Source organism: Bacillus cereus group sp. BfR-BA-01349, from assembly GCF_022663795.1.
Classification (GTDB): domain Bacteria; phylum Bacillota; class Bacilli; order Bacillales; family Bacillaceae_G; genus Bacillus_A; species Bacillus_A cereus.
This window is the reverse complement of sequence record NZ_JAKUGE010000053.1, coordinates 1-13,101: the sequence shown is the minus strand read 5'-3', so window position 1 is coordinate 13,101 and position 13,101 is coordinate 1. Positions and strand designations below refer to the sequence as shown.

The following is a 13,101-nucleotide window of genomic DNA, read 5'->3' as shown; positions in this document are numbered from 1 at the left end:
CTATATTATTTTCCTAAACAAAATTGAGAGAACAACTGGTCAATTAAGCTTTCATGCACTGTGTCCCCAGTAATTTCACCAAGTATTTCCCACGTTCTTGTTAAATCAATTTGTACCATATCAATTGGTACACCATTTTCAATCGCCTCAACTGCATCACCGATTGTTTTTCCTGCTTGTGTTAATAATCCAATATGTCTCGCATTAGAAACATATGTCATATCTGCAGAATCGATTGTTCCTTCAAAGAATAAATCAGCTATTGCCTTTTCGAGTTCATCTATTCCTTGTTCTTCAATTAAGGATGTTGTAATAACACGATTTCCCGCGGCTAACTCTGTAACACGTTCCATATCAATCGCTTGCGGTAAATCAGTCTTATTCACAATAACAATAAAGTCTTTTCCTTGTACCGCACGGAATAGATCTTCATCCTCATTTGTTAAAGCCTCGCTATAGTTGACAACAACTAATACTAAATCCGCTTGGCTCATCATTTCTTTTGAACGTTCCACACCAATTCGTTCAACAACATCTTCTGTCTCCCGAATACCGGCTGTATCTATAAGTTTAAGAGGTACACCACGCACGTTAACGTACTCTTCAATAACATCACGAGTTGTTCCTGCAATATCAGTTACAATTGCCTTTTTCTCCTGAACAAGACTATTTAATAACGATGATTTCCCAACGTTAGGTCTACCGATAATTGCTGTAGCAATACCCTCCCGTAAAATTTTCCCTTGTTTTGATGTTTCTAATATTTTTTCGATTTCCGAACGAACATGCGTCGCTTTCTCAATTAAAATATTATGTGTCATCTCTTCTACATCATCGTATTCTGGATAATCTATATTTACCTCAACATGAGCTAATGTTTCTAATATTTCTTGACGCAAAAGACCAATTAATTTAGATAATCGCCCTTCCATTTGATTAATTGCTACATTCATCGCACGATCTGTTTTTGCTCGAATCAAATCCATAACAGCTTCTGCTTGTGATAAATCGATACGTCCATTTAAAAAAGCACGTTTTGTAAATTCGCCCGGTTCTGCCAATCGTACTCCTTGTGCTAGAATAAGTTGCAATACTTTATTTACTGAAACAAGTCCACCGTGACAGTTAATTTCCACTATATTTTCACGTGTAAAAGTCCTTGGTGCGCGCATAATAGACACCATAACTTCTTCAATAACTTGATTTGTATCTAAATCAACAATATGACCATAATGAATAGTGTGAGAAGGAACCTCTGTTAAATCCTTCCCCTTAAAAATACGATTAACTTTCTCAACCGCATCATCCCCACTTACTCGAACAATGGCAATTGCACCCTCTCCAAGCGCTGTGGAAATCGCAGCAATTGTATCAAATTCCATGTCCTTTCACCTCACTTGCTTATTTATCTCTATTTCAACATGATTATTTCTTTCACTAAATTATTAGGATACCATAACGAACCTATCTACAAAAGAAGAATAACTCATTTTATTATATCCCCATGTAAAAAACACTAAACTTATTCACAGTGGATAAGTTTAGTGTTTTTTAGTTATCCACATCTATTTTTCGCTCAAAAAAACCGGCACTCATTTGAGCAACCGGTCATTTAGGAGATATTACAACATGCCGATGTGGTTCATTTCCTTCAGAAGTTGTATTGATACCTTGATGATTTGATAATGCCTGATGAATAATTTTTCGTTCAAAAGATGGCATCGGTTCTAAAATAACTCTTTTTTTCGTATTAAATACTTGTTTCGCTAATCGATAAGAAAGTGATTCTAACGTACTTTTTCTTTTACTACGATAATTTTCAGCATCTAGTGTAATACCGATATACTGCTTCGTGTTACGATTCGCGACAAGTTTTGTTAAATACTGTAAAGAGTTCAATGTATTACCTCTTTTCCCAATTAAAACACCTACATTATCACCAGAAATTGTAAATTCAATTTCGCGTCCTTTTACAATTTTACTAATCTCAACTTCCACACCCATATCGTGAATAACATTTCTTAAATATTCTTCACATTCTTGAATTGGATCTTTCTTCAATACAACTTCTACTACTGCAGGACGATTCCCAAATAAACCTAAGAATCCTCTTTTACCCTCATCGACAATATTTATATCTACTCGATCTTTTGATGTATTTAATTGCCTTAAAGCATCCTCTACTGCCAGCTCGACTGTTTGTCCTTTAGCAGTAATTACACTCACTTGCTTGAGCCTCCAGCTTTGCTAGCCTTAATTTCTGGCCCTTTGATAAAGTACATTTGAGCAATACCAAAGATATTACCAACAACCCAGTAAAGTGATAATGCGGCTGGGAAGTTAATTGCAAAGATTAAAATCATAATCGGCATAAGCCAAAGCATCATTGCCATTTGCGGATTTTGACCAGCTGTTCCTGCCATTGCAAGCTTTTGCTGAATAAATGTCGTAATTGCTGCAACGACCGGTAAGATATAGAACGGGTCTGCATGTCCTAAATCGAACCATAAGAAACTATGTTGTTTAATTTCAGCTGTTCTCATAATTGCATGATAAAAAGCGAACAGAATTGGCATTTGAATAAAGATTGGTAAACAACCAGCTAATGGATTTACACCATTTTTTTGATATAACTGCATCATTTCTTGCTGCAGTTTTTGCTGTGTCGCTTGATCTTTAGAGCTATATTTCTCTTTTAACTTCACCATTTCCGGTTGTAACGCTTGCATCGCTTTCGTACTCTTCGTTTGTTTAATCATTAGTGGTAATAACGCAAAACGAATGATAAGAGTTGTAATAACAATTGCTAAACCATAATTACTGTTAAATAAGTCGGCAAAATACGTGATTAACTGAGAAAGCGGATATACGAAATATTCATTCCAAATCCCAGTACTTTTCGATGTAATCGGCTGACCCGTTTCACTACAACCGGTGGCAATCGCCATTAATGCAACGACCATGGCTAGTAAACCTAATTTCTTTTTCAAAGCCTACTCCTCCTTGTATCGGTATGTATATAGTGTAATTCATTTCCTTACGCTACTTTTTTATTCTTTTCATACCAGAGCGTTTAAAGACATGAATTAAGCTTTTCTTTACTTCTTCATATGTCATCTCTGCACAAGGCTTCCTTGCTATTATAACAAAATCTTTTCCAGAAGCTATCTCATCTTTTAACTCTGTAATAGCCTGACGGACCATGCGCTTAATTCGATTACGAACTACTGCATTTCCTATTTTCTTGCTAACAGAAAGGCCGATGCGAAAGTTTGGCTGTTCTTCTTTATCTAATTGGTATACAACAAACTGACGATTCGCATTTGATTTTCCTTTTTGAAAAACCGCCTGGAATTCATCATTCTTCTTTATACGATGTTTTTTCTTCATATCAATTGACACTCCTGTATTTCATCAGCGGAAATTCACTATTATTAGAAAAAAAGACCACTGAACGATCAGTGGTCTACGCAGATAATACTTTTCTTCCTTTACGACGACGAGCTGCTAGCACTTTACGTCCGTTCGCTGTGCTCATACGGCTGCGGAAACCATGTACTTTGCTGCGCTTACGTTTATTTGGTTGGTAAGTTCTTTTCATTATATGACACCTCCCTGAGGAATATCTGTTAAAGACAGTCCTACAAATTATAGTTAATCAACTAGGAAAATGTCAATGGTTCTAGAAATTTTCATCAAATATTCATTTTGAACCTATTCACATACTTTTTCACAGCATCTATATTTCCTTGTGGATAAATGTTTTTTTACGTTTTTTATATCCACAAACTTTTTTCACACTTTTACACAGTATATCGTGTTGTGGACAAGTTTATTCCACAAGGTATTGATTTTGTGGATAACTTTCTTAAATTCATTGCTATAGCCACTTTTTTTTGATATTATAGTTGTGTTTTCACTTTGAATAAGTTTTTCACACCTTTATCTTATCCACAATTTGTGCATAACATGTGGACAGTTTTAATCACATGTGGGTAAATAGTTGTCCACATTTGCTTTTTTTGTCGAAAACCCTATCTCATATACAAACGACGTTTTTAGGTTTAAAAATACGTTTCGTATAAATATACATTTTATATTTATTGGGTTGTACATTTGTTGCGCAACCTTATTCTTTTACCATCTTAGTAAAGGAGGGACACCTTTGGAAAATATCTCTGATTTATGGAATAGTGCCTTAAAAGAATTAGAAAAAAAGGTAAGCAAGCCTAGTTATGAGACATGGTTAAAATCAACAACGGCTCATAACTTGAAGAAAGACGTATTAACGATTACAGCTCCAAATGAATTTGCTCGTGACTGGCTAGAATCTCATTACTCAGAACTAATTTCAGAAACACTATACGATTTAACAGGGGCAAAATTAGCAATTCGCTTTATTATTCCCCAAAGTCAAGCTGAAGAGGACATTGATCTTCCTCCAGTTAAGCGGAATCCTGCACAAGATGATTCAGCTCATTTACCACAGAGCATGTTAAATCCAAAATATACATTTGATACATTTGTTATCGGTTCTGGTAACCGTTTTGCCCATGCAGCTTCATTAGCTGTAGCCGAGGCGCCAGCTAAAGCGTATAATCCACTCTTTATTTACGGGGGAGTTGGGCTTGGAAAGACGCATTTAATGCACGCGATTGGTCATTATGTAATTGAACATAATCCAAATGCAAAAGTTGTATATTTATCATCAGAAAAATTCACGAATGAATTTATTAACTCTATTCGTGATAATAAAGCTGTTGATTTTCGTAATAAATATCGCAACGTAGATGTTTTATTGATAGATGATATTCAATTTCTTGCTGGAAAAGAACAAACTCAAGAAGAGTTTTTCCATACATTTAATGCATTACACGAAGAAAGTAAACAAATTGTAATTTCTAGTGATCGACCACCAAAAGAAATTCCGACTTTAGAAGATCGTCTTCGTTCCCGCTTTGAATGGGGACTTATTACAGATATTACGCCACCAGATTTAGAAACACGAATTGCGATTTTACGCAAAAAAGCAAAAGCTGAAGGGCTTGATATACCAAATGAAGTTATGCTTTATATCGCAAATCAAATTGATTCAAATATTCGTGAATTAGAAGGTGCACTTATCCGAGTTGTAGCTTATTCATCTTTAATTAATAAAGATATTAATGCTGATTTAGCAGCTGAAGCACTTAAAGATATTATTCCAAATTCTAAGCCGAAAATTATCTCTATTTATGATATTCAAAAAGCTGTCGGGGATGTTTATCAAGTGAAATTAGAAGATTTTAAAGCGAAAAAACGTACAAAATCAGTTGCGTTTCCTCGCCAAATTGCAATGTATTTATCGCGCGAGCTTACAGATTCCTCTTTACCAAAAATAGGTGAAGAATTTGGTGGACGTGATCATACAACAGTTATCCATGCCCATGAAAAAATCTCTAAACTACTAAAAACCGATACGCAATTACAAAAGCAAGTTGAAGAAATTAATGGTATTTTAAAGTAGTAGCTGAATAGTGTGAATAACTTACCTTGTTTTACGCACAGTCTATCCACATGTAGATAGACTGTTTTTACATCCTTTATAGAGGTTATCCACATATCCACAAGCCCTATTACTACTATTTTTTTATCTTTATTAATTAAATAAAATCTTATACTTACCGGAGGTTTTTCTTTATGCGTTTTACAATACAAAAAGACTATCTTGTAAGAGGTGTACAAGATGTAATGAAGGCAGTTTCTTCTCGTACAACAATCCCCATCCTTACGGGAATTAAAGTTGTAGCTACTGAAGAAGGGGTTACATTAACAGGAAGCGATGCTGATATTTCTATTGAATCGTTTATTCCAGTCGAAGAAGATGGAAAAGAAATCGTAGAAATAGCTCAATCAGGAAGCATTGTTTTACAAGCAAAATATTTTAGTGAGATTGTAAAAAAACTACCTAAAGACACTGTCGAAATTTCTGTGGAAAATCATTTTATGACAAAAATAAAATCTGGAAAATCAGAGTTTAACTTAAATGGTTTAGATTCTGCAGAATATCCGTTACTGCCACAGATTGAAGAACATCATGTATTTAAAATACCAACAGATTTACTTAAACATATGATCAGACAAACTGTATTTGCAGTTTCTACTTCTGAAACAAGACCGATCTTGACAGGTGTAAACTGGAAGGTATATAACAGCGAGTTAACTTGTATTGCAACAGATAGTCATAGACTGGCACTTAGAAAAGCAAAAATTGAAGGACATAATATTGCAAATGAGTTCCAAGCTAATGTTGTTATTCCAGGTAAGAGCTTAAATGAATTAAGTAAAATTTTAGATGAGTCTGAAGAAATGGTAGATATCGTTATTACGGAGTATCAAGTATTATTCCGTACAAAACATTTATTATTCTTCTCAAGATTGTTAGAAGGAAATTATCCTGATACGACACGTTTAATTCCGGCAGAGAGTAAAACGGATATTTTTGTGAATACAAAAGAATTCCTACAAGCAATTGATCGTGCTTCACTATTAGCAAGAGATGGCCGCAATAACGTTGTTAAATTATCAACTTTAGAGCAAGAAATGCTAGAGATTTCTTCGAATTCACCAGAAATCGGAAAAGTTGTCGAAGAAGTACAATGCGAAAAAGTAGATGGAGAAGAGTTAAAAATATCTTTTAGTGCAAAATATATGATGGATGCATTAAAAGCTTTGGATAGTACAGAGATTAAAGTTAGCTTTACTGGGGCAATGAGACCGTTCTTAATTCGTACAGTAAATGATGATTCAATTATTCAATTAATTTTACCGGTTCGTACTTACTAGGTAAGGAATAAGGGTTGCTAGTTTAAAGATGCTAGTGGCCCTTATTTGATTTTTGGGTATTACTTTCCTAATGCTAGTTTATTTAGTACAATGAAAGAATGAACACTTTCAGAAAGTGAGCGATTTTATGAAACGTATTAAAATTTCAACAGAGTATATTACACTAGGACAATTTTTAAAGTTAGCTGATGTAATTGATACAGGTGGCGCTGTAAAATGGTTTTTACAAGAATATGAAGTGTACGTGAACAACGAACTTGAAAATAGAAGAGGTCGCAAACTATATGCGAATGATGTTATTGAAATTCCAGGAAGCGGAACTTTCCAAGTTCAGGCATAAAGGGGGAGCCCTTTGTTTATTTCAGAAATACAATTAAAAAACTATCGCAATTATGAAAAATTAGAGCTTTCCTTTGAAGATAAGGTAAATGTAATTATCGGCGAAAATGCACAAGGGAAAACTAACTTGATGGAAGCTATTTATGTTTTAGCGATGGCGAAATCTCATAGAACCTCTAATGATCGCGAACTTATCCGCTGGGATGAAGATTTTGGTCAAATAAAAGGGAAATTACAAAAAAGAAACAGTTCTTTGTCCTTGGAATTAAATATTTCGAAAAAAGGTAAAAAGGCAAAATTAAATCAACTTGAACAACGAAAGTTAAGTCAATATATTGGCGTGATGAATGTTGTCATGTTTGCCCCAGAAGATTTAAATCTTGTAAAAGGAAGCCCTCAAGTAAGAAGACGCTTTTTAGATATGGAATTAGGACAAATAGCTCCTGTATATTTGTATGAATTAAGTCAATATCAAAAGGTGCTCACGCAACGAAATCATTTGTTGAAAAAAATGCAAGGGAATAGTAAGAATGAGGAAACGATGTTGGATGTATTTACACTTCAACTAATTGAGCATGGTGCGAAGATACTGCAAAAACGTTTTGAATTTTTGCATTTGCTACAGGAATGGGCAGCTCCAATTCATCGAGGTATAAGCCGTGGATTAGAAGAGTTAGAAATTGTCTATAAACCAAGTGTAGATGTATCAGAATCAATGGATTTGTCGAAAATAAAAGAAGTATACTATGAAAGTTTTCAATCTGTGAAACAACGTGAAATTTTCCGTGGTACGACTTTAATTGGTCCTCATCGTGATGATTTACAATTCTTCGTTAATAGTAAAAATGTTCAAGTCTTTGGTTCGCAAGGACAACAACGAACGACCGCACTATCCCTAAAATTAGCTGAAATTGAATTGATTTATTCAGAGGTTAAAGAATATCCAATCCTTTTGTTGGATGATGTTTTATCAGAATTAGATGATTATCGTCAATCACATCTTTTAAATACAATTCAAGGAAAAGTGCAAACATTTGTTACAACGACGAGTGTCGACGGAATTGAACACGAAACATTAAAAGAAGCGAAAACAATTCATGTAACGAACGGCACTGTAGATTGTGAAATAGATAGGGAATAACCCCTGTTTAAATGAAAAAGTAGGTGATCTTTGTGTCAATGGAACAAAAGCAAATGCAAGAAAATGCATATGATGAAAGTCAGATACAGGTGCTTGAAGGACTAGAGGCAGTTCGGAAACGCCCTGGTATGTATATTGGATCTACAAGTGGAAAAGGGCTTCACCATCTTGTGTGGGAAATCGTAGATAATAGTATTGATGAAGCACTTGCAGGTTATTGTGATGAAATTAATGTTAGTATCGAAGAAGATAATAGTATTCGTGTAACGGATAATGGGCGTGGTATTCCGGTTGGTATACAAGAAAAAATGGGACGTCCAGCTGTAGAAGTTATTATGACTGTTCTCCACGCCGGTGGTAAATTTGGCGGTGGCGGTTATAAAGTTTCTGGTGGTTTACATGGTGTTGGGGCATCGGTTGTAAATGCTCTATCAACAGAATTAGAAGTATTTGTACATCGTGAAGGTAAAATCCATTACCAAAAATACGAAAGAGGTATTCCGGTTGCGGATTTAAAAGTCATTGGTGACACAGATCAAACAGGAACAATAACTCGATTTAAACCAGATCCGGAAATTTTCCAAGAAACAACAGTATACGATTTTGATACGTTAGCAACTCGTATGCGTGAATTAGCGTTTTTAAATCGTAATATTAAATTAACAATTGAAGATAAACGTGAACATAAGCAAAAGAAAGAATTCCATTACGAAGGTGGAATTAAATCATACGTTGAGCATTTAAATCGCTCAAAACAACCGATTCATGAAGAGCCTGTGTACGTAGAAGGTTCAAAAGATGGTATTCAGGTTGAGGTTTCTCTTCAATATAACGAGGGATACACAAATAATATTTACTCATTTACGAATAACATCCATACGTATGAAGGTGGTACACATGAGGTAGGTTTTAAAACAGCTTTAACTCGTGTAATCAACGACTATGGTCGTAAAAATAGCATTTTAAAAGATGCGGACAGTAATTTAACTGGTGAGGATGTTCGTGAAGGTTTAACAGCAATTGTATCAATCAAGCATCCAAATCCACAATTTGAAGGACAAACGAAGACAAAACTTGGGAATAGTGAAGCGAGAACAATTACAGAGTCTGTATTCTCAGAGGCGTTTGAAAAGTTCTTACTAGAAAATCCTAATGTAGCGCGAAAAATTGTAGAAAAAGGTACGATGGCTGCACGTGCACGTGTAGCTGCGAAAAAAGCGCGTGAATTGACACGTCGAAAGAGTGCGTTAGAAGTTTCAAGTTTACCTGGTAAATTAGCTGATTGCTCTTCGAAAGATCCAGCAATTAGTGAAATTTACATCGTAGAGGGTGACTCTGCGGGTGGATCTGCAAAACAAGGACGCGATCGTCATTTCCAAGCAATTTTACCGCTGAAGGGTAAAATTATTAATGTGGAAAAGGCACGCTTAGATAAGATTTTATCAAATGATGAAGTTCGTACAATTATTACGGCGATCGGTACAAATATTGGTGGAGACTTCGATATTGAAAAAGCACGCTATCATAAAGTTATTATTATGACCGATGCCGATGTTGATGGTGCACATATTCGTACCCTATTATTAACGTTCTTCTATCGTTATATGCGTCAAATAATTGAGTGTGGTTATATCTATATTGCACAGCCGCCGTTGTTTAAAATACAACAAGGTAAAAAAATTCAATATGCTTACAACGATAAGGAACTTGAAAAAATCTTAGCAGAATTACCGGCCCAACCTAAGCCAGGGATTCAGCGTTATAAAGGTCTAGGGGAAATGAATCCAACTCAGCTATGGGAGACGACAATGGACCCAGAAGTACGTTCATTACTTCAAGTTTCCCTTCAAGATGCAATTGAAGCAGACGAAACATTTGAAATTTTAATGGGAGATAAAGTAGAGCCACGTCGTAACTTTATCCAAGAGAATGCAAAATACGTGAAGAACCTTGATATTTAAATGAGTAATGACAGGAATCTAAGTATTCCTGTCTTCTACATATAAATCAATGTATGTGTAACGGAAATGTAAGAGGAGGTGCTCGTTGATGTCAGACAATCAACAACAAGCACGAATTCGAGAAATTAATATTAGTCATGAAATGCGTACCTCATTTTTAGATTACGCAATGAGTGTTATCGTATCTCGTGCATTACCAGATGTTCGTGATGGATTAAAACCTGTGCATCGTAGGGTTTTATATGCGATGAATGATTTAGGAATTACAGCTGATAAAGCGTATAAGAAATCAGCACGTATTGTCGGTGAAGTAATCGGTAAGTATCACCCTCATGGTGATTCAGCCGTTTATGAAACAATGGTACGTATGGCGCAAGATTTTAGTCAACGTTATATGCTTGTAGATGGGCATGGTAACTTCGGTTCTGTAGATGGAGATTCAGCAGCGGCAATGCGTTATACAGAGGCAAGAATGTCTAAGATTTCTATGGAATTAATACGTGATATTTCAAAAAATACAATTGATTATCAAGATAACTATGATGGTTCCGAAAGAGAACCGATAGTACTACCAGCGCGTTTCCCTAATTTATTAGTAAACGGTACAACAGGTATTGCTGTTGGTATGGCAACAAATATACCGCCGCATCAGCTTGGCGAAGTAATTGATGGTGTGCTGGCATTAAGTCATAATCCTGATATTACTATCGCGGAATTAATGGAATATATTCCCGGTCCAGACTTTCCGACGGCAGGTTTAATTTTAGGAAGAAGTGGAATTCGAAGAGCTTATGAAACAGGTCGCGGTTCCATTATGCTTCGTGCTAAGGTTGAAATTGAAGAGAAGTCAAACGGTAAACAATCTATTATCGTAACTGAACTACCTTATCAAGTTAATAAGGCACGATTAATTGAAAAAATCGCAGAATTAGTTCGCGATAAGAAAATTGAAGGTATTACAGATTTACGTGATGAATCAGATCGTAATGGTATGCGTATTGTCATGGAAGTACGTCGTGATGCTAATGCAAACGTACTATTAAACAATCTATATAAACATACAGCGCTTCAAACAAGTTTCGGTATTAATATGTTGTCTCTTGTAAATGGGGAGCCACAAGTACTAAATTTAAAACAAAATCTATATCATTATTTAGAGCATCAGAAGGTAGTAATTCGTAGACGTACTGCTTATGAATTAGAAAAAGCAGAAGCACGTGCTCATATTTTAGAAGGATTACGAATTGCTTTAGATCATCTTGATGAAGTTATTACGTTAATTCGTAGTTCAAAAACGGCAGATATTGCCAAGCAAGGCTTAATGGAACGTTTTGGTTTAAGTGAGAAACAAGCGCAAGCGATTTTAGATATGCGTCTGCAACGTTTAACTGGATTAGAACGTGAAAAAATTGAGCAAGAATATCAAGACTTAATGAAGTTAATTGCTGAATTAAAAGCGATTTTAGCAGATGAAGAAAAAGTTCTTGAGATTATTCGTGAAGAATTAACAGAAGTAAAAGAGCGTTTCAATGATAAGAGACGAACAGAAATTACAATTGGCGGTATGGAATTTATTGAAGATGAAGATTTAATTCCTGAACAAAACATTGCGATTACGTTAACTCATAACGGTTATATTAAGAGGTTACCAGCTTCTACGTACAAAACACAGAACCGTGGGGGACGTGGTGTGCAAGGAATGGGTACAAATGATGATGACTTTGTTGAACATTTATTAACAACGTCTACTCATGATCATATTTTATTCTTTACAAACAAGGGTAAAGTATACCGTACGAAAGGATATGAAATTCCAGAGTATAGTCGTACTGCAAAAGGACTACCAATTATTAACCTATTAGGGGTAGATAAGGGTGAGTGGATTAACGCTATTATTCCAATTCGTGAATTTGGTGACGATCAGTTCTTATTCTTTACGACAAAACAAGGGGTTTCTAAGAGAACGCCACTTTCATCATTTGCAAATATACGTACAAATGGTTTAATTGCAATTTCTCTTCGTGAAGAGGATGAGGTAATATCTGTACGTTTAACATCGGGTGATAAGGATATTATTGTCGGGACAAGTAACGGTATGCTAATTCGTTTCAATGAACAAGATGTTCGTTCTATGGGACGTAATGCTGCAGGTGTTAAAGCTATTACGTTGGGCGATGAAGACCAAGTTGTAGGTATGGAAATTGTCGAAGAGGATGTAAATGTTCTAATTGTAACGAAAAATGGTTACGGAAAGCGTACACCGATTGATGAATACCGTCTGCAAAGTCGCGGTGGTAAAGGTCTGAAAACTTGTAACATTACAGATAAGAACGGTAAATTAGTAGCTGTTAAATCTGTTACAGGTGAAGAAGATATTATGTTAATTACAGCGGCAGGCGTTATTATTCGTATGCCAGTTGATCAAATCTCTCAAATGGGACGTAATACACAAGGTGTTCGTCTAATTCGATTAGAGGAAGACCAAGAGGTAGCGACGGTAGCAAAAGCACAAAAAGATGAAGAGGAAGAAACGAGTGAAGAGGTTTCTTCAGAAGAATAAGAGAGGGGATTTTCCCTCTCTTTATTTTTTTATAATAATACTTGCATAGGGAAGAGAAAGCCTATATAATAGGCAGAGTCAGCAAATGAGAGATACAACTTATCGAAAAAACTTGTTGACGAAAATAATATACTATGATATATTATAAAAGTCGCTGAAACGCGATATTGAACTTTGAAAACTAAACGAAACAAACAACGTGAAACGTCAATTTTTATTTTAGATGCTAGACAAACTAACTTTATTGGAGAGTTTGATCCTGGCTCAGGATGAAC

At 35.4% G+C, this 13,101-nt stretch carries 12 protein-coding genes; 6 read left to right on the top strand and 6 right to left on the bottom strand.

From position 1 onward, the window contains the following. Positions 1-5 precede the first annotated feature (5 nt). From mnmE to rpmH, 5 genes are all read right to left on the bottom strand, one after another. On the bottom strand, positions 6-1,382 hold the full coding sequence (mnmE, locus tag MR169_RS22990; protein WP_000393769.1) for a tRNA uridine-5-carboxymethylaminomethyl(34) synthesis GTPase MnmE: 1,377 nt from the start codon (positions 1,380-1,382) through the stop codon (positions 6-8). A 226-nt stretch (positions 1,383-1,608) separates the two neighbouring features. Beyond that, positions 1,609-2,226, bottom strand: a complete 618-nt coding sequence (gene jag / locus MR169_RS22985; RefSeq protein WP_000111516.1) for an RNA-binding cell elongation regulator Jag/EloR — start codon at positions 2,224-2,226, stop codon at positions 1,609-1,611. Beyond that, complete coding sequence (gene spoIIIJ / locus MR169_RS22980) at positions 2,223-2,990, bottom strand: YidC family membrane integrase SpoIIIJ (RefSeq protein ID WP_000727737.1); 768 nt, start codon at positions 2,988-2,990, stop codon at positions 2,223-2,225. The genes jag and spoIIIJ overlap by 4 nt, the downstream gene beginning before the upstream one ends. 52 nt (positions 2,991-3,042) lie before the next feature. After that, on the bottom strand, positions 3,043-3,390 hold the full coding sequence (rnpA, locus tag MR169_RS22975; RefSeq protein ID WP_000726619.1) for a ribonuclease P protein component: 348 nt from the start codon (positions 3,388-3,390) through the stop codon (positions 3,043-3,045). Positions 3,391-3,466: 76 nt separating this feature from the next. Further along, a complete protein-coding gene (rpmH, locus tag MR169_RS22970) occupies positions 3,467-3,601 on the bottom strand; it encodes a 50S ribosomal protein L34 (protein WP_000831901.1) in 135 nt (44 codons plus the stop codon). Between the two features lie 564 nt (positions 3,602-4,165). Here rpmH and dnaA point away from each other — a divergent pair. From dnaA to gyrA, 6 genes are all read left to right on the top strand, one after another. Beyond that, on the top strand, positions 4,166-5,506 hold the full coding sequence (gene dnaA / locus MR169_RS22965) for a chromosomal replication initiator protein DnaA (protein WP_000428018.1): 1,341 nt from the start codon (positions 4,166-4,168) through the stop codon (positions 5,504-5,506). Positions 5,507-5,679: 173 nt separating this feature from the next. Next, complete coding sequence (dnaN, locus tag MR169_RS22960; protein ID WP_242320091.1) at positions 5,680-6,825, top strand: DNA polymerase III subunit beta; 1,146 nt, start codon at positions 5,680-5,682, stop codon at positions 6,823-6,825. A 127-nt stretch (positions 6,826-6,952) separates the two neighbouring features. Then, positions 6,953-7,165, top strand: a complete 213-nt coding sequence (yaaA, locus tag MR169_RS22955; RefSeq protein ID WP_000821364.1) for a S4 domain-containing protein YaaA — start codon at positions 6,953-6,955, stop codon at positions 7,163-7,165. Positions 7,166-7,177: 12 nt separating this feature from the next. After that, on the top strand, positions 7,178-8,305 hold the full coding sequence (recF, locus tag MR169_RS22950) for a DNA replication/repair protein RecF (RefSeq protein ID WP_044796543.1): 1,128 nt from the start codon (positions 7,178-7,180) through the stop codon (positions 8,303-8,305). 38 nt (positions 8,306-8,343) lie between these two features. Next, positions 8,344-10,266, top strand: a complete 1,923-nt coding sequence (gene gyrB, locus MR169_RS22945) for a DNA topoisomerase (ATP-hydrolyzing) subunit B (protein ID WP_000435982.1) — start codon at positions 8,344-8,346, stop codon at positions 10,264-10,266. Positions 10,267-10,354: 88 nt separating this feature from the next. Continuing rightward, complete coding sequence (gene gyrA / locus MR169_RS22940; protein WP_001282864.1) at positions 10,355-12,826, top strand: DNA gyrase subunit A; 2,472 nt, start codon at positions 10,355-10,357, stop codon at positions 12,824-12,826. Between the two features lie 29 nt (positions 12,827-12,855). Here the strand turns inward: gyrA and MR169_RS22935 are convergent. Beyond that, positions 12,856-13,101: hypothetical protein (locus MR169_RS22935; protein WP_228245230.1), on the bottom strand; the 246-nt coding region annotated here is incomplete at its 5' end.